Origin of the sequence: Candidatus Pantoea formicae (assembly GCF_011752625.1) — a bacterium.
Lineage (GTDB): Bacteria > Pseudomonadota > Gammaproteobacteria > Enterobacterales > Enterobacteriaceae > Pantoea > Pantoea formicae.
Map to the genome: position 1 here is coordinate 244,421 of NZ_VWXD01000007.1, position 26,190 is coordinate 270,610.

The window sequence follows — 26,190 nt, forward strand, 5'->3', positions numbered from 1 at the left end:
AGAAAATGCAGTTCTCGAAAATGCACGGTCTCGGCAACGATTTCATGGTTGTGGATGCCGTGACGCAAAACGTCTTTTTTTCGCCGGAGCTGATTCGCCGTCTGGCGGACAGGCATCTGGGGATCGGTTTCGATCAGCTGCTGATCGTCGAACCGCCTTACGATCCGGATCTCGATTTTCACTACCGAATTTTCAATGCCGATGGCAGTGAAGTGGCACAGTGCGGCAATGGCGCACGCTGCTTCGCACGCTTTGTGCGTTTGAAAGGATTGACCAACAAAAGCGACATTCGCGTCAGCACACAAACCGGCCGCATGGTGCTTAGCGTGACCAGCGATGAGTTAGTGCGCGTGAATATGGGCGAACCGAATTTCGACCCGCAGCAGGTGCCATTGCGCGCCAATAAAGCCGAAAACCTTTATCTGCAACGTGTAGCGGACCAAACGGTGATGTTTGGTGCGGTATCAATGGGCAATCCGCACTGTGTGATTCAGGTGGAGAGTGTGAAAACCGCGCCCGTTGAAACGCTCGGTCCGGTGCTGGAAAGCCATGAGCGCTTCCCGGAACGAGTGAATGTCGGTTTTATGGAAGTGGTCAATCCTGAGCATATCCGTCTGCGCGTCTATGAACGTGGCGCAGGCGAAACCCAGGCGTGTGGCAGCGGCGCATGTGCGGCGGTGGCCTGTGGGATTCAGCAAGGCATTCTGGCGGAGAAAGTCCGCGTTGATTTGCCTGGCGGAACCTTACATATCGCCTGGAAAGGGGCAGGTCAGCCGCTGTTTATGACCGGTCCAGCCACACACGTCTACGATGGGTTTATTCATCTATGAAAAATGTCGAAGAGCAAACCGACAGCGCGGTTTTGCTGGACGATCAGTCGGTTAGCGCCTTCCTGCGCCAGAATCCCGATTTCTTTATACGCAATGCACGCCAGGTCGAACAGATGATGGTGCCGCATCCGGTGCGTGGCAGCGTTTCGCTGGTGGAGTGGCATATGGCGCGTCAGCGCAACCACATCCAGCAGTTGGAAGAGGAGATCACCTTGTTGATGGAGCAGGCTACGGCTAACCATCAGCTGTTTGATCGCCTGCTGTCGTTGCAGGGTCACCTTGCTTCCGCTGACAGCCTGCAAGAGATGCTCACGCGTTTACATCGCTGGGCACGTGAGCTTGGCTTGGCCGGTGCGAACGTGCGCGTGTTCAATGACAAATGGCACATTGGTGCGCCTTCTGATTTCACTCAACTGGGTTTGTCACGCCAGGCCTTCGAGCCTCTGCGTATCCAACGTTTTGGTCACGAACACCATTACCTTGGTAGCCTGAACGGTCCTGAACTGCTGCTGTTATTACCGCAGGCCAAAGCGATTGGTTCCGTCGCGATGTCACTGATGGGTGAACGCGGTGAGCTGGGTGTGCTGATATTTAGTAGCCGCGATAATCAACACTATCAGGCGGGCATGGGGACACTGCTGTTACAGCATCTGGCGCAAATGTTGCCTGAGTTGCTGTCGCGTTGGATTGAACGTGCATGAGCCCGCTGCTGCACGCGGTTGAAGGCTTTCTGCGTTACCTGAAAGTCGAACGCCAGCTTAGCCCGCTTACGCAGAAAAATTACACTCGCCAATTGCAGGCGATAATGACCATGGCCGATGAGATGAAAATCACCGCCTGGGCTCAGTTGGAACCTGCGCAGGTGCGTCAACTGGCGGCGCGCAGTCGTCGCGGCGGTTTGGGCGCCAGCAGCCTGGCGTTGCGCATGTCGGCGCTGCGCAGTTTTCTCGACTGGCAAGTAAGCCAGGGCATGTTAAGTGCCAATCCCGCTAAAGGTATCTCGACACCCCGCAATGCTCGTCATCTGCCCAAAAATATGGATGTCGATGAGGTCAACCAATTACTGGAAATCGATCTCAACGATCCGCTGGCCGTGCGCGATCGCGCCATGCTGGAAACCATGTACGGCGGCGGGCTGCGTCTGTCTGAGCTGGTCGGTTTGGATTGCCGTCATGTTGATTTAGAAGCCGGTGAAGTATGGGTGCTGGGTAAAGGCAGCAAAGAGCGTCGTGTTCCCATCGGCGGTACTGCTGTGACTTGGCTAAAGCACTGGTTGCCACTGCGTGAAAGCTTTGCGCCACAGGATGATGCCGTGTTTGTCTCCAGCCGAGGCAGCCGCATTTCCGCGCGCAACGTGCAGAAACGCTTTGCCGAGTGGGGGATTAAGCAGGGTGTGGCGAGCCATATCCATCCGCATAAGTTGCGTCACTCATTTGCCACCCATTTGCTGGAGTCGAGCGGCGATCTGCGCGCAGTGCAGGAGTTGCTGGGGCACGCGAATCTCTCGACCACGCAAATCTATACCCATCTTGATTTCCAGCACTTGGCGACCGTGTACGATGCAGCACATCCACGTGCTAAACGAGGAAAGTCTGAATGAAGTTCTACCGTCCGCTGGGGCCGATCAAAGCGATCACCTTTGATCTCGACGATACCCTTTATGACAACCATCCGGTGATCCGCAAAACCACGACTGAATCCCATGCCGCTTTGCAGGCCTATCATCCGGCGCTGCGTGAATTTACCCCAGCTGATTACCAAGCGCTGCGTGACGAATTGCTGGTGCAAGAGCCTGAGATTTATCACGACGTCTCTGAGTGGCGTCGTCGTTCGGTTGAACGGGCGTTGCTCAATGTCGGCTTGTCCGCTGCTGAAGCCACTGCGGGTGCCAGCGAAGTGATGAGTGTGTTCCATCAGTGGCGCAGCGAAGTGGATATGCCAGAAGAGACGCATCAAACGCTGACGTGGCTGGGGGAGCGCGTGCCGCTAGTGGCGATCACCAATGGTAATGCCTGCCCGGAAAAGCTGGGGATTCATCACTACTTCCAGTTTGCCCTTCGCGCAGGTCCGCACGGCCGCGCAAAACCTTGGCAGGATATGTACCATCTCGCTTCGGCGCGTTTAGGCATCGCGCCTGAACATATTCTGCATGTGGGTGATGATCTCACCACCGACGTGGTGGGTTCTCTGCGGGCGGGCATGCAAGCCTGCTGGATTAACCTGCGCGGCGGTAATCTGATGAAGATTGACGATGCGCGTTTGGTTCCGCATGTGGAAATTCATCAGTTGGCATCGCTGACCTCGCTGCTATAATGCTGTATGTCTATCCAGCTAATGGCTGGATAGGAACAGACATTTCCTGATAAAAAATCGCAGCAGCGCAATGACTTGCGCGATAAATCGCACCGCGACCAGGGGTGCGTTGGTGGAGTGGTTGAGAATAACATTCCGCCATCCTCTTTTATTATTTGGCAAAACGGTGCTTATGGACGTTTCTGATCTGCTTAACGGCTTGAATGACAAACAGCGCGAGGCGGTCGCCGCGCCGCGCAGCAACCTGCTGGTGCTGGCCGGAGCAGGCAGTGGCAAAACCCGTGTGTTGGTGCATCGCATTGCCTGGCTGCTGTCGGTAGAAAACTGCTCGCCCTATTCGATTATGGCGGTGACCTTTACCAACAAAGCGGCGGCAGAAATGCGCCATCGTATCGATCAATTGATCGGCACCAGCCAGGGCGGGATGTGGATCGGGACCTTCCACGGGCTAGCGCACCGTTTACTGCGCGCGCATCATCTTGATGCCAACTTGCCACAGGATTTCCAGATTCTCGATAGCGACGATCAGCTGCGCCTGTTAAAACGCCTGATCAAAGCCATGAATCTTGATGAGAAACAGTGGCCTGCACGTCAGGGCATGTGGTACATCAACGGCAAAAAAGATGAAGGTCTGCGCCCTAAGCACATCGAAAGTTATGGTAATCCGATTGAGCAAACCTGGCTGCGCATCTATCAGGCGTATCAAGAGGCGTGCGATCGCGCGGGCTTAGTCGATTTTGCTGAACTGCTACTGCGCGCCCATGAGTTGTGGCTCAACAAGCCGCATATCCTGAATCACTACCGCGAGCGTTTCAGTAACGTGCTGGTTGATGAGTTCCAGGATACCAACAACATTCAATATGCCTGGATTCGCATGCTGGCAGGCGATACCGGTCGTGTGATTATCGTCGGTGATGATGACCAGTCGATTTACGGCTGGCGCGGTGCGCAGGTCGAGAACATCCAACGCTTCCTGCAGGATTTCCCTGGCGCGGAAACCATTCGTCTGGAGCAGAACTACCGCTCTACTAACAATATCCTGAAAGCGGCTAATACCTTGATCGCCAATAACAATGGGCGTCTCGGCAAGGAGCTGTGGACTGATGGCAGTGATGGCGAAAAAATTTCCATCTACTGTGCTTTCAATGAGTTGGATGAAGCGCGTTTCGTGGTGAATCGCATCAAAACCTGGCATGAGAACGGCAACGCGTTACAAGACTGCGCCATTCTCTACCGCAGCAACGCCCAGTCACGCGTGTTAGAAGAGGCGCTGCTGCAGGGCAGCATGCCATACCGTATTTACGGTGGTATGCGCTTCTTCGAACGTCAGGAGATCAAAGACGCACTCGCCTATCTGCGTCTGATGGCCAACCGCAATGATGATGCCGCCTTTGAGCGTGTGGTAAACACGCCGGTACGCGGCGTGGGCGATCGCACGTTAGATGTGGTGCGCCAAACCGCACGCGATCAGCAATTGACCCTGTGGCAAGCCACTCGTGAACTGCTGCAAAACAAAGCGTTAGCTGGACGCGCCGCCTCTGCGTTGCAACGTTTCTGTGAACTGGTGGATTCATTGGCCACGGAAACCGCCGACATGCCGCTGCACGTGCAAACCGACCGGGTGATTAAGGATTCCGGTCTCTGGATCATGTACGAGCAGGAAAAGGGCGAGAAAGGCCAGGCGCGCATCGAAAACTTAGAGGAACTGGTGACGGCGACGCGCCAGTTCAGCTATCAGGATGAAGACGAAGACCTGATGCCGCTGCAGGCATTCCTGTCGCATGCGGCACTGGAAGCCGGTGAAGGTCAGGCCGATAAGTGGCAGGACGCAGTGCAATTAATGACCCTGCACTCGGCAAAAGGTCTGGAATTCACCCAGGTGTTTATTGTTGGCATGGAAGAGGGCATGTTCCCGAGCCAGATGTCGCTGGATGAAGGTGGCCGTCTGGAAGAGGAACGCCGCTTGGCGTATGTCGGCGTCACGCGCGCGATGGAAAAGCTCACGCTAACCTACGCCGAAACCCGCCGTCTTTATGGTAAAGAAGTGTATCACCGCCCATCCCGCTTTATCGGCGAATTACCGGAAGAGTGCGTCGAAGAGGTGCGTCTGCGTGCCAGCGTGAGCCGCCCTGTGAGTCATCAGCGTATGGGCACGCCTATCGCGCAGAACGACAGTGGTTTCGCGCTCGGACAGCGTGTGCGCCATGCCAAATTCGGTGAAGGCACCATCATTAACCTCGAAGGCAGTGGTGAGCACAGCCGTCTGCAAGTGGCGTTTCAGGGGCAGGGGATTAAGTGGTTGGTGGCGGCTTATGCCCGCCTGGAAACGGTGTAGCGCGGTTGCGCTACCTTGACGACTTTTTCGTCTCAGCGTAACATGCGCGCACTATTATCATGAGAGGACAATGCCTTGGACGCGCCCAGTCGATGCTGGCTCAACCGCCTGTTTAACAGGAATAACTTCTAAGGTTACCTCTCATAGCGGGTAGCCTTAGCGGTTATCAGCGACCTCCCTTTACACTCTCGTCGCACGAGTCAGCACTGATTTACCCTTGAAGCGAAAGTTTCCGCGTTCAGGCTTTGCCGTGCCTGTTTTGCCTCTGGCATGACGGTGTACCGCCTTGTCCCATTTAGTCTGCAATGGGGAGTATTGCTATGCTGAGCGCCTTTAAACTCGAACGCGATCGCCTGACGCGCATCGAGCTGGAAGACAATAACGACAAACTCAACACTTCGGTTTGGGTCGATTTAATCGAACCCGACGACAGTGAACGAGACCGTGTGCAGTCGGAGCTGGGTCAAAGCCTGGCAACGCGCCCGGAGCTGGAAGACATTGAAGCTTCGGCCCGTTTCTTCGAAGACGAAGACGGTCTACACATCCACTCCTTCTTCTTCTTTGAAGATGCGGAAGACCACGCCGGTAACTCCACGGTGGCGTTTACCATTCGCGAAGATCGCCTTTACACGCTGCGTGAACGAGAGCTACCCGCTTTCCGTCTTTACCGCATGCGAGCGCGTAACCAGACACTGACCGATGGCAATGCCTACGAGCTGCTGCTGGACCTGTTCGAAACCAAAATCGAACAGCTGGCGGATGAGATCGAAAACATCTACAGCGCGCTGGAAAAACTCAGCCGCGTGATCATGGAAGGCCAGCAGGGCGAAGAGTACGATCAGGCGTTGTCGCGGCTGGCGGAACTGGAAGATATCGGCTGGAAAGTGCGTCTGTGCTTGATGGATACGCAGCGTGCGCTGAACTTCCTGGTGCGTAAGGCGCGTCTGCCGGGGAATCAGCTGGAGCAGGCGCGTGAAATCCTGCGCGATATCGAGTCGCTGCTGCCCCACAACGAATCCCTGTTCCAGAAAGTGAACTTCCTGATGCAGGCGGCGATGGGCTTTATCAACATCGAGCAGAACCGCATCATCAAGATCTTCTCGGTGGTTTCGGTGGTCTTCCTGCCGCCGACGCTGGTGGCTTCCAGCTATGGTATGAACTTCGAGTTTATGCCAGAGCTGAAGTGGAGTTTTGGCTACCCTGGTGCTATCACCTTGATGATTCTTGCTGGTCTGGCGCCATACCTCTATTTCAAACGGAAAAACTGGTTGTAATCACACAGCCTGACACGTTTTTCCGATTTCGTAGCGGCGCGATTTATCGCGCTTATCTGAAGCGACAATGCCGCTAGCAGATGCGTAACAAATTGCGCCGCGACAAAACTGGCATGGTTTAACTTTTCTGCGTAGGCTGTTGTCACTTCTCACTTTCTGATTTCCACCCTATGGCGCGTCTTTCTTTGCGACAGCAGTGGACCATTCTGCTGATTGCTTCATTAGTACTGGGGATCATTCTCCAGTTGTTTCACCTTCCTGCTGCACTGCTTTTGGGGCCGATGATCGTCGGTACCGTAATGGGCCTTTCTGGCGCGACCGTGCGCATCGACAAACGTTTTTTTGTGCTCGCGCAAGCGGTGTTGGGCTGCATGATCGGGCAAACGCTGTCACCGGCAATTCTCTCACCGCTGTTAGCGGATTGGCCGGTGGTGCTGGCGGTGCTGGTGCTCACGCTGGCAGCCAGCGGTGTGTCGGGTTTTCTACTGGTGCGCTTTAGCAACCTTCCAGGGCCAACCGGTGCGTGGGGATCGTCGCCCGGCGGCGCTTCTGCGATGGTGGCCATGGCCGGTGATTTCGGTGCGGATGTGCGCTTAGTGGCGTTTATGCAGTATTTGCGTGTGTTGTTCGTGGCGACTGCAGCGGCCGTGGTGGCGCGTATTGGCCTTGGCACCAACGGTGGTGCAGTGGAGCTGGTATGGTTCCCTGCCTTACAAAGCAGCTTCATCCTGACATTGGTGGTGATGTTTGCCGGTGCGTGGCTAGGGCAAAAATTGCGTATCCCTTCGGGTGCGCTGCTGCTGCCTGCCTTGATTGGCGCGACGCTGCATGGTACCGATGTCGCCACTTTGCAGGTGCCGGAATGGTTATTGGCGCTGGCTTATGCGTTGATTGGCTGGAGCGTGGGCTTGCGTTTCACGCGTCCGATCTTCCTACTGGCGCTGCGCACGCTGCCGCAAATGCTGGTGTCGATTTTTGGCCTGATGCTGCTGTGTGGAGGGTTGGCGTGGATGTTAACGCGCGTGCTGCACGTCGATCTGATGACGGCGTACCTGGCAACCAGCCCAGGCGGGCTGGATACCGTGGCGATCATTGCCGCGGGCAGCCGGGTCGATATCGCATTTGTGATGGCGTTGCAGACATTACGTCTGTTCACCATCCTGCTGACCGGCCCGGCAATGGCGCGGTTTATCTCACGCTATGCGCACGCGAGTGCGAGCTGAAAAAGCAATCGCATCAATGATAAAGATGGCGAGTGCCAGCCAGATAAAGCCGAAGGTGACCATTTTATCCGGCGTCAGGCTCTCGCCATAGAACAGTACCGCCAGCAGGAACATCAGCGTGGGGCCCAAATACTGGAAGAAGCCCACGGTTGACAGACGTAAACGCGCGCAGGCGGCGGCAAACAGCATCAAGGGAATCGTCGTGACGATACCTGCGGCGACCAGTTTCAGATTGAGACTCAGCGGGTTAGCACTCAGATGGCTGGTTGCGCTGTCGGCGAAGCCAAACAGGTAAATGGCTGCGAGCGGGAAAAGCCAGGCGGTTTCGATCAGCATGCCGCTTTGTGCATCCACCTGAATCTTTTTCCTTACTAAGCCATAGAGCGCAAAACTCAGCGCCAGGCCCAAGCCGATAATCGGCAGCGAACCAAATTGCCACAGCTGTACCAGCACGCCGGTGGTGGCAAGTGCGACCGCCACCCACTGCAGACGACGGAACCGCTCGCGTAGAAACAGCATCCCAAACACTACGTTGATCAACGGGTTGATGAAATAGCCGAGGCTGGCCTCCAACATATGCTGATTATTCACGGCCCAGATGAACAGCAGCCAGTTTCCGCCGATGGTCACGGCAGTCAGCGCCAGCAACAGCACTTTTTTAGGTTGTGCGAGCACCGTGCTCACCTGTTTCCAGCTGCGGCTCAGGGTGATCAGTACCAGCATAAACAGCGCGGACCAAATCACGCGATGCGTCATGATTTCTGTGGGCGGTACCTCTTTCACCAGCTTAAAATAGGCGGGTGCAATGCCCCAAATAAAGTAAGCGCCGAGTGCATAACCAATGCCCTGACGCGTTTGTTGCGTATCCATCATCACTGTCCAAAAGGCGGCGACAAGCGCACGCCATCAAAGTTATCCAATTAAATAGGTTGCTGTTGCGGTGGCGATGTAATCGCCCTGCTGGTTGTGCAGCTCAACACGTGCAACTGCCACCTTATTGCCTGCGCGCAGCAGACTGCTGGTAGCAACGAATCGTTCCCCACGCCCAGGGCGCAGATAATCCACGCGCATATCAATGGTGCCCATGCGCGACAGACGCTGGCGCAACTCCTCTTCACTGATGCTCTCCTGGCGAGACAGCGCATGGCTGACGCAGACCAGCCCGGCCGCGACATCCAGCACCGACGCGATGACACCCCCATGCAGAATTTGCTGCGCGGCATTACCGACCAACATGGTTTTGTTCGCAAATCCTAATTCGGCGTAATCCGCCTCTAGCCGATCGAGTTCCAGTCCCAGGGCCTGATTGAAGGGCATGTGATAAACAAAGATTTCGCCAATCAGACGGCGAGCTTCCTGCTGTGTCAGCAACGGGGATGACATAGTTTCTGCCTTAAGATGTTAAAGAGTTGTGTATATTATGCCGCGTTCGCGCTGCTTTCCAGTTTCAGAAATCGGCACTGATCAACCTGTGCCTTTATGTGTAGAATGGCGTGCTTTTTGAACATTGCCCTAATAATGACAACACGCAGTTCTGGAGAATGTTATGCGTAAGCTATACGCGTTGCTGGCCGCAGCTTTGATGATACCTGCGCTGGCACAGGCTGATGAAGCCACCATAAAAGAGGTGCATGACGCCCCAGCGGTAAAGGGCAGTATTATCGCCAACCTGTTGGAGAAACACGATAACCCTTTCGTGCTTTATCCCTACGAAAACAACTACCTGCTGTACACTTACACCAGTAGCATGAATAAACAGGCCATCTCATCCTATGATTGGGCCAATAAAGCGAAAAATGATGAAGTCAAATTCCAGCTCAGCCTGGCGTTTCCGCTGTGGCGTGGCATTCTAGGCGATAACTCGATATTAGCCGCGTCCTATACCCAGCGTTCTTGGTGGCAGCTCTCCAACCGGGGTGCCTCATCGCCATTCCGCGAAACCAACTATGAACCGCAGATTTTCCTCGGCTGGGCAACAGATTACACCTTTGCGGGTTGGACACTGCGCGACATTGAAACCGGTCTGAACCACGAGTCAAATGGACGTAGCGATCCGACTTCGCGTAGCTGGAACCGCGTTTACGCGCGCCTGATGGCGCAAAACGGAAATTTCATGGCGGAAATTAAGCCGTGGTATCGCATCCCCGAAAATGAAAATAACGACGATAACCCCGACATCACCAAATACATGGGCTACTATCGCGCCAAGCTTGGGTATGAGCTGGGCGAGAGTATTTTCAGCGTGGAAGGCAACTATAACTGGAACAGCGGCTACGGCGGCGCCACTTTCGCCTGGAGCTATCCGATCTCCGAGCATGTGCGCTTTTACACTCAGCTGTTCAGCGGGTATGGTGAATCGCTCATCGACTATAACCACCGTCAAACCCGTTTTGGCGTGGGTGTAACGCTTAACGATTTATTCTAATCAGTCAGAAAACAGGATTACCGTGGCAACATCGGCAGTGCTTAATCAGGAAATGCTGGCGCAGCAAGTTCTACAGGATACTTTCGGCTACCAGCACTTTCGTCCCGGCCAGCAGACCATCATCGAAACCGCGCTAGCAGGGCGGGATTGCCTGGTGGTGATGCCAACCGGCGGCGGTAAATCGCTGTGCTATCAGATCCCCGCGCTGGTGCGTGAAGGATTGACGCTGGTGGTCTCGCCGCTGATTTCACTGATGAAAGATCAGGTCGATCAGTTGTTGGCCAACGGTGTGGCGGCAGCGTGCCTCAACTCCACTCAGACGCGCGAGCAGCAGCAACAGGTGTTTGCTGACTGCCGCACGGGCAAGCTGAAGCTGCTGTATATCGCCCCTGAGCGACTGATGATGGACAACTTCCTCGACAGTCTGCATCAGTGGAACCCTGTGATGCTGGCGGTGGATGAGGCGCACTGTATCTCGCAATGGGGCCATGATTTCCGCCCGGAATATGGCTCGATTGGTCAGCTACGCCAGCGCTTCCCAGAGTTGCCGGTGATGGCGCTGACCGCCACTGCCGATGAAACCACGCGTAATGACATCGCCCATCTGTTGCAGATGGACGATCCGCTGATTCAAATCAGCAGCTTTGACCGTCCCAACATTCGCTATACGCTGGTGGAGAAATTTAAACCCACCGATCAGCTGCTGCGCTATGTGCAGGAACAGCGTGGCAAAAGTGGCATTATTTACTGTAACAGCCGCGCCAAAGTGGAAGACACCGCTGCACGTCTGCAAAGCCGTGGCCTGAGTGTGGGGGCCTATCACGCTGGTATCGATAGCGCTCAGCGCGCCCATGTGCAGGAAGCCTTCCAGCGCGACGACCTGCAAATTGTGGTCGCGACCGTGGCATTCGGGATGGGGATCAATAAACCCAACGTACGCTTTGTGGTGCATTTCGATATTCCGCGCAACATCGAGTCCTACTATCAGGAAACCGGTCGCGCAGGGCGTGATGGGCTGCCTGCTGAGGCTATGATGCTTTACGATCCGGCGGATATGGCATGGCTACGTAAGTGCCTGGAAGAGAAAGCCCCCGGCCCATTGCAGGATATTGAGCGCCATAAACTCAATGCGATGGGGGCCTTTGCGGAAGCGCAAACCTGCCGCCGTCTGGTATTGCTCAATTACTTTGGTGAAGGGCGACAGCAGTCCTGTGGTAACTGTGATATCTGCCTCGACCCGCCGCGTCGTTATGATGGTTTAGTGGAGGCGCAAAAGGCGCTGTCCAGCATTTATCGCACCGGGCAACGTTTTGGTATGAGCTATATTGTTGAAGTTTTGCGCGGCTCAACTAACCAGCGTATCCGCGATAACGGTCATGACAAACTGCCGGTCTACGGCATTGGCCGTGAGCAGAGCCAAGAACATTGGATTAGCGTGCTACGCCAACTGATCCATCTCGGCATGGTGACGCAAAATATTGCTATGCATTCGGCATTACAACTGACGGAAGCGGCGCGTCCAGTGTTACGCGCTGAAGTGCCGCTGATGCTGGCGGTACCGCGTATCGTGACAGTTAAAAGCCGCAGTAGCGCACCGAAAGTTTACAATGGCAACTACGACCGCACGCTGTTTGGCAAGCTGCGTAAATTACGTAAAGCGATTGCCGATGAAGAGAACATTCCGCCATACGTGGTGTTTAACGATGCCACGCTGATTGAAATGGCGGAACAAATGCCGATAACCGCCTCGGAAATGCTGAGCGTGAACGGAGTCGGTCATCGCAAGCTGGAACGATTTGGTAAGCCGTTCCTGGTGATGATCAAAGAACATGTCGATGAAGAGTAAAGGAAACAAACCATGTTGATGTTATTTGCCACTGTTGCGCTGGTGCATCTGGTTGCGCTGATGAGCCCTGGCCCCGACTTCTTCTTTGTCTCGCAAACTGCCGCTAGCCGTTCGCGCAAAGAGGCGATGATGGGCGTGTTGGGCATTACGCTGGGGATCGTCATCTGGGCGGGCGTGGCGCTGATGGGCCTGCATCTGATCCTGCAAAAAATGGCTTGGCTGCATGAAATCATCATGGTGGGCGGTGGTTTGTATCTGCTGTGGATGGGCTGGCAGTTGCTGCGCTCAGCACGTCAGCAGCATAAAGCCCCGCAGGTTAATGCGCCGGTGGTGGAACTGCCAAAGAAAGGTATGAGCTTCCTGAAAGGTTTTCTGACTAATCTGTCGAACCCGAAAGCCATCATTTATTTCGGCAGCGTGTTCTCACTGTTTGTGGGTAATGATGTTGGCGCGATGGAACGTTGGGGTCTGTTCTTGCTGATTATCGGTGAAACCTTCGCCTGGTTTACGCTGGTGGCCGCCATCTTTGCGCTGCCGTGGATGCGTGACAAGTATCAGCGTATGGCGAAGTGGGTTGATGGGATGGCTGGTGTACTGTTCGCCGGATTCGGCATCCACCTGATTATCTCGCGGTAAACCTGGTTTACTTGCCATTTCGCCACCGGGCAGTGCTCGCCCTCCTCACGTACTACGTGTACGCTCCGGGGGCTGTGCGCTGGCCGGCACCGAACTGGCTGCGCCACCGACGGTTTACCTTTGCTGCGACAACGGGAAAACGTCTTAGGCCATTTTACGCGCACTCGCCAACAACGCACCGACTGCCATAAACAAACCGCCGAAAGTTCGGTTTAGCAATTTCATCTGCTTAGGGCCTTTAATCCAGCCTGCGATGCGCGTTGCCAGCGTGGCATAACCAATCATCACAATAATATCGACCACAATGGTGGTGACGCCGAGCACCAGATACTGCATTAACTGCGGCTGGTGTGGCTGAATAAACTGCGGGAACAGTGCGGCCAGAAACACGATGCTTTTCGGATTGGTGAGGTTCACCAGCACGGCGCGTTTAAACAACCGACGACGCGGCATGGCTTTTGCGACCGCATCCAGATCAATGCCACCTGCGGAACGCCACTGCTGAATACCGAGCCACACCAGATAAGCGGCACCCGCCCATTTCAGCACTTCGAACGCCATAAGCGATTGTGAAAACAGCGCACCGAGACCCGCACCCACCAGCACAATGTGAATCGCCAGGCCAAGCTGTAATCCGGTGATCGAAGCGGCAGCGCCGCGATAACCGTGGCTGATGCCGGTGCTCATGGTGTTGATCGCACCGGAACCGGGTGAAAGGCTGAGGATAGTTGTCGTCAGCAGATAGGTTAACCACCATTCAATGGTCATGTGTGACATTCCCTGAAGTGAACGAAGTGTGACACAATACGCCAGAACATCGCGGTACGCTATGGCGCACAGATGCGCGATGAGGCTTTTTTTCTGGGGGACGGATGCAGCATCATAAACAGAGTTGGCTCGGGCGTGAGAGAGGCTTTTCTGCCTTTGCCACCGGACCGCTGCTCGACTTCTGGCGTCGGCGTGAAGAGTGTGAATTCACCGGCGTCGGCAACCTGAAAATTCGCTATGTTCGTTTCACTTCACCGCAACATCGCCGTGTCATCCTGATTGTACCTGGTCGCATCGAAAGCTATATCAAATACCCGGAACTGGCTTACGATCTGTTCCACTGCGGTTACGACGTGGTCATCCTCGATCATCGTGGGCAAGGGCGCTCCGATCGCCTGCTGGCCGATTCACATCGCGGACATGTGGTGGAGTTCAGCCACTACGTTGACGACTTAGAAACGCTGTATCTTAAAGAGATCGTCAGCAACCATTACCCGCAAAGGTATGTGCTGGCGCACTCAATGGGCGGTGCGATTTTAGCGTTGTTTCTGGCGCGTCAGCCGCAGGCGTTCCATGCCGCGGCGTTTTCGGCTCCAATGTTCGGCATCGTGCTGCCGCTGCCCGACTGGATGGCGCACCCGATTTTGGACTGGGCGGAAAAATTGCCGGCGATTCGTGAGCGCTATGCGCTCGGCACTGGCCGCTGGCGCGCCAGTCCGTTTGGTATTAATCGCCTGACGCATAGCCGGGAGCGCTATCGGCGCAACCTGCGTTTTTACGCTGACGATCCGGGGCTGCGAGTAGGTGGCCCAACCTATCATTGGGTGCGTGAAGGCGTGCATGCCGGACGCAGTATCATCAGTCAGGCGGCGAAAATTACCACGCCATCCCTGGTATTACAGGCCAGCGAAGACGATGTGGTGGATAACCGCTCACAAGATATTTTTTGTACGGCGATGGCCGATGCAGGGCACCCCTGCGAAGGAACCGTGCCGTATGTGATTCAAGGTGCGCGTCACGAGATTTTGTTTGAAACAGACGCTATGCGCGCCGAAGCGCTCAACCTGGTGGTCGATTTCTTCGAACGCCACGTTTAATTTTTTATCCGATATCAATACCAGAGGTTTACATGTACCACATCGTCGCATCCGACCTGGATGGCACGCTGCTCTCGCCGGAACATCGCCTGACACCTTTTGCCCGCACCACTTTGCAGGAGTTGGTTGCGCGTGATGTTCATTTTATTTTTGCCACCGGACGCCATTACATCGATGTGGGTCAGATGCGCGATAACCTCGGCATTCCGGCGTACATGATCACCTCTAATGGTGCTCGTGTGCACAATACGGAGGGGGAACTGGTGTTTAGCCATAACCTCGATGCGGACATCGCCAGTGAACTTTACGGCTTGCAATATCACGATGAACACATCCTGACGCATGTTTATCGTGACGATGAATGGTATATGAGCCGCCATCGTCCTGAGGAGCAAGACTACTTCCGTGAGTCAGTCTTTAACTATCAGGTTTACCAGCCGGGCATGCTGCCAACCGACGGCATCAGTAAAGTGTTCTTCACCTGTGATGAACCAGAACGTCTGGCGCCACTGGAACTGGCGATTGAAGCACGCTGGGGCGATCGCGTGAACGTCAGTTTCTCACTGCCAACCTGCCTTGAAGTGATGGCCGGCGGCGTGTCAAAAGGCCATGCGCTGGAGGCCGTCGCCAAACAACTGGGTTACTCGCTGAAAGAGTGCATCGCGTTTGGTGATGGTATGAACGATGTCGAGATGCTGAGCATGGCGGGTAAAGGCTGCATTATGCGCAATGCGCATCAGCGGTTGAAAGACACGTTGCCCACACTGGAAGTCATTGGCAGCAACGCCGAAGACGCGGTGCCGCATACGTTGCGTAAGCTGTTTTTAGCCTAAAAAAATGGCCGGTTAATCCGGCCATTTTTTTGTTATGCCATCTGCTTCTTGTGTTTGTGCTCATTGACCATGGTCAGCAGCAGTAAAATCACCGCTAACACCGATCCCGCAATCATCACCATGAAACCGCCATCCCAGCCGAAGTAATCCACGGTGTAACCGACAATCGCACTGGCCGCCACCGATCCACCGAGATAGCCAAACAGACCGGTAAAGCCTGCTGCCGTGCCGGCCGCTTTCTTCGGCGCCAGCTCCAGCGCATGCAGGCCAATTAGCATCACCGGACCATAGATCAGGAAGCCGATCACGATCATGCACAGCATATCGATGCCAGGATTGCCCGGCGGGTTGAGCCAGTAAACGATAGTGGCGATGGTCACCAACGTCATAAAGAACACGCCGGTCGCACCACGATTGCCCCTAAACACTTTGTCCGACATCCAACCGCACAGCAAGGTGCCGGGAATACCCGCATATTCATAGAAGAAGTAAGCCCAGGAAGATTTATCCAGCGTGAAGTGCTTCACCTCTTTCAGATAGGTCGGGGACCAGTCGAGGATGCCGTAACGCAGCAGGTAAACAAACACGTTAGCCAGTGCGATATACCACAACAGCTTATTGGGCAGGATGTACTGCATGAAAATTTGCTTTGCTGTCAGCTCCTGCTCATGGTTCTCACTATAATCCGGCGGATAGTCATTTTTATAGGCCTCAATCGGCGGCAGACCACAGGACTGCGGTGTATCGCGCATCAGGGCAAACGCAATCATGGCGATAATGATGGCACCAAACGCTGGCATATAGAGTGCTGCTTTCCAGTCGTTAAACCACGCCATGCCCAGCAGGAACAGTAACGGTGGAATGCCTCCGCCCACGTTATGTGCGCAGTTCCACACCGAAACAATGCCACCGCGCTCCTTCTGCGACCACCAGTGCACCATGGTGCGTCCGCATGGCGGCCAGCCCATGCCCTGGAACCAGCCACACAAAAACAGCAGCACAAACATCAGCATGATGCTGGAGGTGGCCCACGGCACAAAGCCCATAAAGAGCATCACGGCGGCGGCCAGAATCAGTCCAGCAGGTAAAAAGACGCGCGGATTTGACCGGTCAGAGACGGAACCCATGATGAACTTGGAGAAACCGTAGGCGATGGATATTCCGGACAAAGCAAAACCGAGATCGCCACGCGAAAAGCCCTGTTCGACTAAATAGGGCATTGCCAGCGCAAAGTTTTTACGGACCAGGTAATAGGCGGCATAACCAAAGAAAATGCCGATGAAAATTTGCCAGCGTAGCCGACGATAGAGCGGATCGACACGATCGTCAGCGACTTGCGGCTGATGCGGTGCCGGTTTGAAGATACTTAACATGAAGGTGGCCCTCCAAGGGCGCAATATTTTTATTTATTCCCAGCAGGTTGGGTCAAAAGCCATCTGGCGTTAAAGCAGAAATCAAAGTTCCTTTTCGCGCATAGAATAGGGATAGTTGCGGTGCGTTACTGTGATGTGTGACACATTTGTTACAGTTTGATGACACCAAAGAGCGATATAAACCAGAAAATGTTGGAATTCGCGCATTAATCGTCGGGGCTTTTACGTTTGAAAGGTCAATCCATTGCGCTGCTGAAATAGATTTACTGCATCAACAATCAACATCCCGGTTTTGCAAGTGAGCGATCCCGCGCTGGCTTAAGGAAGTCAGGAGTTGTTTGATTTTATTTTGACCGCTTGTCAACCAGATAATTAAGCCCGCTTACGACAGTTTGTTTACACTAGCGCCACTGTTCATTTTGGGATCGATGCCGTGCCGTTACTGATCGTTACCACCATTTTGTGGGCTTTTTCCTTTAGTTTGATAGGGGAATACCTTGCGGGCCAGGTTGACTCCTGGTTCTCTGTACTGATGCGCCTTGGGTTGGCTGCGCTGGTCTTTTTGCCCTTCCTGCGCTGGAAGGGATATCGCGTTTCAACCCTCCTGCTGTATATGCTGGTAGGGATGCTGCAACTCGGCGTCATGTACCTGCTGAGTTTTGAGGCTTATACCTACCTCAGCGTGACAGAATTCCTGTTGTTTACCGTGATGACGCCGCTTTACGTCACGCTGATTTACGATTTGCTCAGTAGGCGTCGGCTGCGGATTGGCTATGCCTTCAGCGCGTTGTTGGCAGTAGCGGGTGCGGCCATTATCCGCTATGACAAAGTCAGCGATCATTTCTGGTTCGGTTTACTGCTGGTTCAGGCAGCTAACATCTGCTTCGCCATTGGTATGGTCGGTTACAAGCGCTTGCAGGAAACCCGCCCGATGCCGCAGCACACGGCATTCTCCTGGTTCTATTTAGGCGCGGTGATCATTGCCATCATTGCGTGGAGCCTGTGGGGTAACCCGAACAAACTGCCGACCACAACCCTGCAATGGGGCATTTTGGTGTGGCTGGGCGTGGCGGCATCAGGTCTAGGCTACTTTATGTGGAACTACGGTGCGACGCAGGTCGATGCGGGTACGCTTGGCATTATGAACAACATGCACGTGCCGGCGGGCTTGCTGGTCAATCTGGCGATCTGGCAGGAGAAACCGCACTGGCCGAGCTTTATTGCCGGGGCGATTGTCATTTTCGCTTCACTTTACGTGCACAAGCGTTGGGTAGTGGGGCATGTCGCTAAAAGCGATGCCTAAATGGCCGAGCTGAAATGCTAACACGTTTGTTGCCTTCGCTTCGCCGTAGCTGACCTGGTATCAAAGCGACGCTCAAGCTTAAGGGAAGGGATAGCGTGGCAGAGGAGCAAAGCGTCCGAGCCATGGATGGCGAGGCCGATCCACAGGGAAGTGAGATTCCTTCGTGATCGGAGCGGCTTGCATCTGACCTGGTATCAAAGCGACGCTCAAGCTTAAGGGAAGGGATAGCGTGGCAGAGGAGTAAAGCGTCCGAGCCATGGATGGCGAGGCCGATCCACAGGGATGTGGGTTTCCTTTGCGATCTGCCACGCTATCCCTGACTGAGCACTAACAAAAAGCAATCAGCCCTTTCCCGACTGAGCACTAACACATAGCAATCAGCCCTTTCCCGACTGAGCACTAACAAAAAGCAATCAGCCCTTTCCCGACTGAGCACTAACAAAAAGCAATCAGCCCTTTCCCGACTGAGCACTAACACATAGCAATCAGCCCTTTCCCGACTGAGCACTAACAAAAAGCACTCAGCCCTTCCCTGACTGAGCACTCACACAAAGTTATCAGCCCTTTTTCGCGGGCGCCGCAGGACGATTCATCATCGTCAATCCCTTCAAAAAGTTACGCAGAATCTGGTCGCCGCACTCGCGGTAATTCTTATGATCGGGATTGCGGAAAATCGCACCGACTTCAGCCTGGGAAATCTTAAAGTTTGCCTTCTCCAGCACCACCGGAATATCTGTGGTCTTCAACGCAAACGCGATACGCAGCTTCTTGATGAAAATATTGTTATTCATGCGACGCTCTACCGAGGGTGCAGGCGCGTCTTCGCTCTTACCACGACGGTAAAAAATCAAACCGTTGAGGAAGTAACCCATCAATACGTCGGGCAGTTTACGAAACGCCGCATCTTCATCTTTCTTCATCCATGCCTGTACATCTTCCAATGGCACTTCGCTGCCCGCTAAGGCAAAAATCTCCACCACTTTGCTATCGCTCAAATCAAGCATATAGCGCACGCTGCGCAGAACATCGTTACTCGTCATGGTGAAACTCTCTTGGTCGCGGGTTGAGGCGGCGCATTATAGAGCAGGCAGGGCAGGGATAACAGCACGGGCGACACAGGTCGCCCGCAAGATCATGAAGAAATCGACTGAAGTGAACCTGGACGAGCAGCATCACGGACAAAGGGCAGATGATCACATGCATGTTGACGAGCGAAACGCACAAAGGCTTCCAGAATCGGCTGGCGCTGCTCGCCATCGCGAACGGCGGCATATAAGCGGCTCCACAAACCCTCACCCAGCGTCTTCGTCACCACCAGGCCCTGTTTTTCAAAGCTCTCTACCACCCAATGCGGCAGCGCGGCAATCCCCATTTGTGCCGACACCATCTGAATCAGCAGCAGGGTATTGTCGACATTCTTCAGTGCCGGAGTGACGCCAGCGGGTTGCAGGAAATGACGCCACACATCAAGTCGCTGACGCTGTACGGGATAAATCATCAACACTTCGTCGGCCAAATCTTCCGGTGAAATATGGTCGAGCTTGGCCAGTGGATGATCGGGGGCCAGCACCAGGCGCACTTCGAAATCAAACATCGGCGTATAAAAAAGTCCGCTGCGCGGCAGAATATCGGAGGTGAGCACCACATCCAGTTCACCCTGCTGTAAAGCGGGTTGCGGATCAAAGGTCACGCCCGATTTGAAATCCATCACCACCTGCGGCCAGCTCTGGCGGAAATTATTCAACGCAGGCGTCAGCCACTGAATGCAGCTATGGCACTCAATCGCAATGCGCAGCGTGGTTTGATGCGGCTCATGGCAATCCTGCAACGCTTGCTGAATCTGCGGCAAAATCTGCTCGGCCAACTGCAGCAAAATTTCCCCCTGCGGCGTAAACCGCAACGGCTGGCTCTTGCGCACAAACAGGCGAAAGCCCAGCCGCTGTTCCAGGTCGCTGAACTGATGAGATAACGCCGATTGTGTCTGATGAAGCTGGGCAGCGGCAGCGGCTAAGGAGCCGGTGTTCTGCAATGCCTGCAGCGTTCTCAGGTGTTTGAGTTCGATCATGAGAGTCCTTCACATCGAGATTGAACAAATTGCGCTTGAGGAACATACAGTACCCGCAGATTATGGCGGTGTAAACATCTGGACGGCTAAACATCTCAAGCAAGCGTTGCGGCCGCTTTACTTTTATCGCGTGAATACGCTCAGCGAACGGCAAATTCGCCCGCTGGATGAACGTAAATCGGTTTTGGTGCGTGCTTTACGGTTAAGAATATCTGGAGAACATGACATGACCATTCTGAATCACACTCTTGGTTTTCCTCGCATTGGCCTGCGCCGCGAACTGAAAAAAGCACAGGAAAGCTACTGGGCTGGTAATAGCTCACAGGAAGCCTTGCTGGCTGTAGGGCGTGAGCTGCGCGCTCGCCACTGGCAACAACAGAAAGAAGCCGGGGTCGATGTATTGCCGGTGGGTGATTTTGCCTGGTACGATCATGTATTGAGCACCAGCTTAATGTTGGGCAACGTACCTGCACGGCATCAGAACAAAGATGGCTCTGTGGATCTGGATACGCTGTTCCGTCTGGGTCGTGGCCGCGCGCCAACGGGTGAACCTGCCGCCGCGGCTGAGATGACCAAATGGTTTAACACCAATTATCACTATATGGTGCCGGAATTTATCCAAGGCCAGCCGTTCAAACTCACCTGGACTCAACTGCTGGATGAAGTGGACGAGGCATTGGCGCTCGGCCACAACATTAAACCGATCCTGTTAGGCCCGGTCACCTACCTGTGGTTGGGGAAAGTGAAGGGCGAGCAGTTTGACCGCCTCTCCTTGCTGAATGACATTCTGCCCGTCTATAAGCAGGTTCTGGCTGAGTTGAAAAAGCGCAATATTGAGTGGGTGCAGATTGATGAGCCCGCTCTGGCACTGGAGTTGCCGCAGCTATGGCGTGATGCATTCAATCCTGCTTATGCTGCACTACAAGGTGAAGTCAAGCTGCTGCTCACCACCTACTTCGACAGTATTGGCCAAAATCTCGATGTGATTAAAACGCTACCGATACAGGGGCTGCACATTGATCTGGTACAGGGTAAAGACGACATTCAACACGTTCATCAACAACTTCCTGCTGAGTGGCTGTTGTCGCTGGGGGTGATTAATGGCCGTAACGTCTGGCGTGCTGACCTCAGCCGCTGGTTCGAGCGTCTGCAACCGCTGGTTAGCCAACGCAAACAGCTATGGATAGGTTCTTCCTGCTCACTGCTGCACAGCCCAATTGATCTCAGCGTGGAAACCCGACTCGATGCGGAAGTCAAAAGCTGGTTTGCCTTTGCTTTGCAGAAGTGCGTGGAGCTGTCTTTATTGAGCCACGCTCTCAACAATAATGATGCGGCATCGCTGGAAGCCTGGAGTGCGCCCATTCGCGCCCGCGCTCACTCAGCACGTGTACACAACGCGGCGGTGGGCGATCGGCTGGCAAAAATTCAGGCCAATGACTTAGCGCGCCGCAGCCGCTATACCGAGCGTGCCAAAACGCAGCGTAATCGCTTTAAACTGCCTGCATGGCCAACTACCACCATCGGCTCTTTCCCACAAACCACTGAAATTCGCGGCCTGCGTCTCGATTTCAAAAAAGGCAATATTGACGGTAGCCACTATCGAACAGGTATTGCGCAACACATCAAACAAGCGATTGCCGAGCAAGAGCGGCTGGGCCTCGACGTGCTGGTGCATGGTGAAGCTGAGCGCAACGACATGGTGGAATACTTTGGTGAGAACCTCGACGGCTTTGTATTCACTCAGAACGGTTGGGTGCAGAGTTATGGTTCTCGCTGTGTGAAACCGCCGGTGATCATCGGTGATATCAGCCGTCCGCAGGCGATTACCGTCGAGTGGGCAAAGTACGCGCAGTCGCTGACTGACAAACCCGTCAAAGGCATGCTCACCGGCCCGGTCACTATCTTGTGCTGGTCATTCCCGCGTGAGGATGTGACGCGAGAAACCATCGCCAAGCAAATTGCTTTGGCATTGCGGGATGAAGTGGAAGATCTCGAGAGCGCCGGTATCGGCATTATTCAAATTGATGAGCCAGCCCTGCGTGAGGGGCTGCCGTTGCACCAGTCTGACTGGGCTGCCTACCTGACATGGGCCGTGGATGCCTTCCGTCTCAACGCTGCGGTGGCAAAGGATGAGACCCAGATCCACACGCATATGTGCTACTGCGAGTTCAACGACATCATGGCGTCCATCGCCGCGCTCGATGCTGATGTGATCACCATCGAAACATCACGCTCAGATATGGAACTGCTGGATGCGTTCAAAGCGTTTGAGTACCCCAACGAAATCGGCCCTGGGGTCTACGATATTCACTCGCCCAATGTGCCCAGCGTGGAATGGATGGAAGCATTACTGGGTAAGGCCGCGCAAAGTATCCCGCCTGAGCGTCTGTGGGTGAATCCGGATTGCGGTCTGAAAACGCGTGGCTGGAGTGAAACACGGCAGGCACTGGCGAATATGGTGAAGGCGGCGCAGAAGCTGAGGGGAGAACCGGTTTAATAAAATGGGGGCGCGGCCGCGCCCCTTTTCATCACGCGTTCGGTGCGACGCCATACTGTTTGAACCACGCCAGCATTCGCGACCAGCCATCAGCGGCAGAATCAGCATGATAGCTCGGACGATAATCGGCGTTAAAAGCGTGTCCTGCTTCTGGGTAAACCACTATTTCTGCCTTGGCATTCGCTGCATGCAGTGCCTGGCGCATCTTATCAATGCTCTCAAGTGGAATGCTTTCATCCTGACCGCCATACAAACCCAGTACCGGTGCGGCAAGATCGACGGCAATATCAATCGGGTGCTTCTGCTGTTTAAGCGTTTTTTCACCCTCTAAACGGCCATACCATGCTGCGGCAGCACGCACTTGTGGATTATGTGCGGCAAACAGCCAGCTAATGCGACCGCCCCAACAGAAACCGGTGATTGCCATACGACGAATATCACCGTCATGACGGGCAGCCCAGTTGGCAACGTGATCGAGGTCGGACAGGACCTGCGAATCCGGTACTTTGCTCACTAACTCTTTAAATAGCGTAGGGATATCACTGTATTCGCTGGGGTCACCCTCTCGGAAATAGAGTTCCGGGGCAACCGCCAGATAACCTTCCTGCGCTAAACGGCGGCATAAATCGCGAATATGCTCGTGAACGCCAAATATCTCCTGTACGACCAACACAACAGGCAACGTGCCTTCATACTCTTTAGGGCGTGCATAATAAGCCGGCAGGTTTTCCCCTTGGCTCGGCACCGATGTCTCCCCGGTATGAATATTGTCGCTGGATGTAGTAATGGTGCTGCTGGCGATGGGCTGAACGGCGGGAGCAAAGCCGCCGGTTGCTGATTTTTGTGCCATATTGTCTTCGGTTTTCATTGTTCTCTCCGTGCTAGCAAGTGCGCAATCACGTAACTATAGCCTGGCTTAGGAGCGAGGCTGACGTAGGGTGCAGAGGGACTTTTTCAGATGTTCTCCTTCTCTATTAACACTGCCACTCGCACTTACACAGTACCGCTTGTAGCAATTCAGATTTAACGACCGCTATTGTGTGACTCAAATCACACAATAATTTTCTTAAAATGTAATTTTCATTGTCGATAGTGAAATTAATCACATATTTATGCCGCTCACTGACGTAGAGTGGCGCGCACATCCCTTATCTATCAGGAGTCTGTTATGGCCCAGTCTGACGTTTTCCACCTTGGTATCACTAAAGCCGACCTGAAAGGTGCCACATTGGCTATCGTTCCCGGCGATCCGGAGCGTGTGAAAAAAATCGCGGCGCTGATGGATAACCCCCAACATCTCGCTTCGCATCGTGAGTTCACCACCTACCTGGCAGAAGTGGACGGTAAGCCGGTCGTGGTGTGTTCAACCGGGATCGGTGGTCCTTCAACCTCTATTGCCGTTGAAGAACTGGCTCAGTTGGGTGTGCGCACTTTCCTGCGTGTCGGTACTACCGGTGCGATCCAACCCAATATCAATGTTGGCGACGTATTGGTGACCACGGCTTCCGTGCGCCTTGACGGTGCCAGCTTGCACTTTGCCCCAATGGAATTCCCTGCCGTGGCTGATTTCACCTGTACGACCGCGCTGGTCGCGGCTGCTGAAGCCTGTGGCGCCAAAACGCACATTGGTATTACAGCGTCTTCTGACACCTTCTATCCCGGCCAAGAGCGTTACGATACCTTCTCAGGACGTGTGGTGAATCGCTTCCAGGGCTCAATGCAAGAGTGGCAGCAAATGGGCGTGCTTAACTATGAGATGGAATCCGCTACACTGTTAACCATGTGCGCCAGTCAGGGGCTGAGAGCGGGCATGGTGGCGGGTGTTATCGTTAACCGTACGCAAAAAGAGATCCCGGATGCGGTGACCATGAAACAGACCGAAAGTGATGCGGTGAAGATTGTGGTTGAAGCAGCGCGTCGCTTAATTTAGTGCGCAAGGCGGAAGGGAATTTACGGATAGGAAATCACCTTTCTGCCGCTTGATTGCGCACTTTTTCAGCTGATACTGAGGAAAAAACTATGCGCAAAACGGTTACTGCTCCTCGTCCTGCCTTTGTCAAAAAAACCGCTGCAACGCAATCACATATTGAGGGCGTGGCAGCGCGTTTTCGCCACGCGATGGCGGCCTCTGATTTCCCTGTGGCATGCCAGTGCTGTGAAGAAGTCCTGCGCGTGATGCCCCACAACATGCAGGTGCTCAGCGACTATGCACTGACGCTGATGCGGATCGGTGAATACAAAAAATCCTACAAAACCTACCAAAAAATCTACCAGGCGCCTGCGGCGCAGCGTGCCCAGGCATCCGACACCTGGCTGGATGGCTTAACGGAAGTGTGTGGCTGGTTGGAAAAGCACGATGAAGTGGCACGCTACGGCCGTGAATCGCTGGAAAAATCTGATGCGATTTTTCGCCAGGGTCACAAGGTGGCTTTTCCCACAGAGACGCCACCCCCGTTCAATCCTGCGAATCCCAATGAAAACGTCATCTCTTTTAGTTTGTACGGTGGTCAGCCGCGCTACTGTGAAACGCTGATTAAAAATATTGAAGTCGCTCGTGAGCTTTATCCCAACTGGATCTGCCGTATCTATCTTGACGACAGCGTGCCTCGGCATGTCTGGCAGCGCTTGCAACAGTCGAACACACAGCTGGTGGATATGTCGCATGAGAAGAGCATCTTCCCCACGCTATGGCGCTTTCTGGTGATGGATGATGTCAACGTGAAGCGCTATATCGTGCGTGACGCTGATTCATTGCTCTCTGAGCGTGAAGTCAGCGCGGTGGATGCCTGGCTCGATTCGCCATACTGGTTCCACCACATGCGCGACTACTTTACGCACACCGAGCTGCTATTGGCAGGGATGTGGGGCGGCTGCCATGGCGTGTTCCACAACGTTGAGCAGCAGATGCGAGACTTCATTGCGAAGTACAGCGGTAGCGAGCGTTTCACCGACCAATACTTCCTCAAGGTGGCGCTGTGGCCGACCGTGCGCGAGAGCGTGCTCAATCATGACAATCTCTTCCATTTCCATCACGCGCAGGCATGGCCCGCACACCCGCCGATTCGCTGGCAAACCGACCGCTTCCACGTTGGCAGCAATGCGGGTTTCTCGAGCATGGCGGGAAAAGTCGAAAATGAAGATAACGGATGGCAGCAGGTGGAACTCACCTGTAATGGCCAAAGCTGGCATTACCCTGCCAAGGTGAAAGGCACCGAATGGGTGCTGCCGATGCCGTTTTTCCTGATCGATGCGTGGAGGGCAGGGGAATTGACGGTGAAAGCGCTGTAATTTGCCCGTTAGTGACATAACAATCTGGACATTCATACAGTAGCATCTTACCTTTTCCCTCAGCGAAACGATCCGCGGGGGAAT

The 26,190-nt window shown here is 54.3% G+C and carries 23 protein-coding genes; 16 read left to right on the forward strand and 7 right to left on the reverse strand.

Translation table 11 applies throughout. The features are described from left to right. The first annotated feature begins 5 nt into the window (after window positions 1–5). The 7 genes from dapF to F3J38_RS20080 all read left to right on the forward strand — a co-directional run bounded on the left by dapF (window position 6) and on the right by F3J38_RS20080 (window position 7,975). Complete coding sequence (gene dapF, locus F3J38_RS20050) at window positions 6–830, forward strand: diaminopimelate epimerase (RefSeq protein WP_167141348.1); 825 nt, start codon at window positions 6–8, stop codon at window positions 828–830. Next, window positions 827–1,531, forward strand: coding sequence for a DUF484 domain-containing protein (locus tag F3J38_RS20055; RefSeq protein ID WP_167141282.1), 705 nt, complete (start codon window positions 827–829; stop codon window positions 1,529–1,531). Before dapF ends, F3J38_RS20055 begins: the two co-directional genes overlap by 4 nt. Next, window positions 1,528–2,430, forward strand: coding sequence for a tyrosine recombinase XerC (xerC, locus tag F3J38_RS20060; protein WP_167141284.1), 903 nt, complete (start codon window positions 1,528–1,530; stop codon window positions 2,428–2,430). The genes F3J38_RS20055 and xerC overlap by 4 nt, the downstream gene beginning before the upstream one ends. Beyond that, window positions 2,427–3,143 carry a 5-amino-6-(5-phospho-D-ribitylamino)uracil phosphatase YigB gene (yigB, locus tag F3J38_RS20065; protein ID WP_167141286.1) on the forward strand — a complete coding sequence of 239 codons (717 nt, stop codon included), beginning with the start codon at window positions 2,427–2,429 and terminating at the stop codon, window positions 3,141–3,143. The genes xerC and yigB overlap by 4 nt, the downstream gene beginning before the upstream one ends. 172 nt (window positions 3,144–3,315) lie before the next feature. Then, window positions 3,316–5,478, forward strand: a complete 2,163-nt coding sequence (gene uvrD / locus F3J38_RS20070; protein WP_167141288.1) for a DNA helicase II — start codon at window positions 3,316–3,318, stop codon at window positions 5,476–5,478. A gap of 320 nt (window positions 5,479–5,798) precedes the next feature. Continuing rightward, on the forward strand, window positions 5,799–6,752 hold the full coding sequence (gene corA, locus F3J38_RS20075; protein WP_167141290.1) for a magnesium/cobalt transporter CorA: 954 nt from the start codon (window positions 5,799–5,801) through the stop codon (window positions 6,750–6,752). A gap of 170 nt (window positions 6,753–6,922) precedes the next feature. After that, window positions 6,923–7,975, forward strand: a complete 1,053-nt coding sequence (locus tag F3J38_RS20080) for an AbrB family transcriptional regulator (RefSeq protein WP_167141292.1) — start codon at window positions 6,923–6,925, stop codon at window positions 7,973–7,975. Here the strand turns inward: F3J38_RS20080 and rarD are convergent. Further along, window positions 7,946–8,845: an EamA family transporter RarD gene (gene rarD, locus F3J38_RS20085; protein ID WP_167141350.1), complete on the reverse strand. Its 900-nt coding sequence runs from the start codon at window positions 8,843–8,845 to the stop codon at window positions 7,946–7,948. The genes F3J38_RS20080 and rarD overlap by 30 nt on opposite strands. Window positions 8,846–8,887: 42 nt before the next feature. Next, window positions 8,888–9,358, reverse strand: coding sequence for a thioesterase family protein (locus tag F3J38_RS20090; RefSeq protein WP_167141294.1), 471 nt, complete (start codon window positions 9,356–9,358; stop codon window positions 8,888–8,890). Between the two features lie 163 nt (window positions 9,359–9,521). Here F3J38_RS20090 and pldA point away from each other — a divergent pair, with 163 nt between their 5' ends. Genes pldA through rhtC form a run of 3 tightly spaced genes read left to right on the forward strand, consistent with a single transcriptional unit; the run spans window position 9,522 to window position 12,882 of the window. Then, window positions 9,522–10,400, forward strand: a complete 879-nt coding sequence (gene pldA, locus F3J38_RS20095) for a phospholipase A (RefSeq protein ID WP_167141296.1) — start codon at window positions 9,522–9,524, stop codon at window positions 10,398–10,400. 22 nt (window positions 10,401–10,422) lie between these two features. Further along, on the forward strand, window positions 10,423–12,246 hold the full coding sequence (gene recQ, locus F3J38_RS20100) for an ATP-dependent DNA helicase RecQ (RefSeq protein WP_167141298.1): 1,824 nt from the start codon (window positions 10,423–10,425) through the stop codon (window positions 12,244–12,246). Between the two features lie 12 nt (window positions 12,247–12,258). Then, window positions 12,259–12,882 (forward strand): threonine export protein RhtC, encoded by a 624-nt coding sequence (gene rhtC / locus F3J38_RS20105; protein ID WP_167141300.1) that lies wholly within the window; start codon window positions 12,259–12,261, stop codon window positions 12,880–12,882. Between the two features lie 144 nt (window positions 12,883–13,026). Here rhtC and rhtB read toward each other — a convergent pair whose 3' ends face one another. Next, complete coding sequence (gene rhtB / locus F3J38_RS20110; protein WP_167141302.1) at window positions 13,027–13,650, reverse strand: homoserine/homoserine lactone efflux protein; 624 nt, start codon at window positions 13,648–13,650, stop codon at window positions 13,027–13,029. A 104-nt stretch (window positions 13,651–13,754) separates the two neighbouring features. On the opposite strand from rhtB, the gene pldB reads away from it, so the two are divergent. Beyond that, the gene (gene pldB, locus F3J38_RS20115; RefSeq protein ID WP_167141304.1) at window positions 13,755–14,747 is read left to right on the forward strand and encodes a lysophospholipase L2; all 993 of its coding nucleotides are present in this window, start codon (window positions 13,755–13,757) and stop codon (window positions 14,745–14,747) included. A 32-nt stretch (window positions 14,748–14,779) separates the two neighbouring features. After that, window positions 14,780–15,580, forward strand: a complete 801-nt coding sequence (yigL, locus tag F3J38_RS20120) for a sugar/pyridoxal phosphate phosphatase YigL (RefSeq protein WP_167141306.1) — start codon at window positions 14,780–14,782, stop codon at window positions 15,578–15,580. A gap of 32 nt (window positions 15,581–15,612) precedes the next feature. Here yigL and glpT read toward each other — a convergent pair whose 3' ends face one another. Then, a complete protein-coding gene (glpT, locus tag F3J38_RS20125; RefSeq protein ID WP_167141308.1) occupies window positions 15,613–16,953 on the reverse strand; it encodes a glycerol-3-phosphate transporter in 1,341 nt (446 codons plus the stop codon). A 433-nt stretch (window positions 16,954–17,386) separates the two neighbouring features. Between glpT and F3J38_RS20130 the strand changes: the two genes are divergently transcribed. After that, window positions 17,387–18,256, forward strand: coding sequence for a carboxylate/amino acid/amine transporter (locus F3J38_RS20130; protein ID WP_167141310.1), 870 nt, complete (start codon window positions 17,387–17,389; stop codon window positions 18,254–18,256). A 557-nt stretch (window positions 18,257–18,813) separates the two neighbouring features. Here the strand turns inward: F3J38_RS20130 and F3J38_RS20135 are convergent. Together F3J38_RS20135 and metR are read right to left on the reverse strand one after the other, a co-directional pair. Then, window positions 18,814–19,296, reverse strand: a complete 483-nt coding sequence (locus F3J38_RS20135) for a YehS family protein (protein WP_084933263.1) — start codon at window positions 19,294–19,296, stop codon at window positions 18,814–18,816. Between the two features lie 92 nt (window positions 19,297–19,388). Then, complete coding sequence (gene metR / locus F3J38_RS20140) at window positions 19,389–20,321, reverse strand: HTH-type transcriptional regulator MetR (protein ID WP_167141312.1); 933 nt, start codon at window positions 20,319–20,321, stop codon at window positions 19,389–19,391. 226 nt (window positions 20,322–20,547) lie between these two features. Between metR and metE the strand changes: the two genes are divergently transcribed. Next, on the forward strand, window positions 20,548–22,818 hold the full coding sequence (metE, locus tag F3J38_RS20145; protein WP_167141353.1) for a 5-methyltetrahydropteroyltriglutamate--homocysteine S-methyltransferase: 2,271 nt from the start codon (window positions 20,548–20,550) through the stop codon (window positions 22,816–22,818). A 31-nt stretch (window positions 22,819–22,849) separates the two neighbouring features. Here metE and F3J38_RS20150 read toward each other — a convergent pair whose 3' ends face one another. Beyond that, on the reverse strand, window positions 22,850–23,686 hold the full coding sequence (locus F3J38_RS20150; RefSeq protein WP_167141314.1) for a dienelactone hydrolase family protein: 837 nt from the start codon (window positions 23,684–23,686) through the stop codon (window positions 22,850–22,852). Between the two features lie 300 nt (window positions 23,687–23,986). Here F3J38_RS20150 and udp point away from each other — a divergent pair, with 300 nt between their 5' ends. Continuing rightward, the gene (gene udp, locus F3J38_RS20155; RefSeq protein ID WP_084933275.1) at window positions 23,987–24,748 is read left to right on the forward strand and encodes a uridine phosphorylase; all 762 of its coding nucleotides are present in this window, start codon (window positions 23,987–23,989) and stop codon (window positions 24,746–24,748) included. Window positions 24,749–24,837: 89 nt separating this feature from the next. After that, a complete protein-coding gene (locus F3J38_RS20160; protein WP_167141316.1) occupies window positions 24,838–26,106 on the forward strand; it encodes a tetratricopeptide repeat protein in 1,269 nt (422 codons plus the stop codon). Window positions 26,107–26,190: the final 84 nt, after the last annotated feature.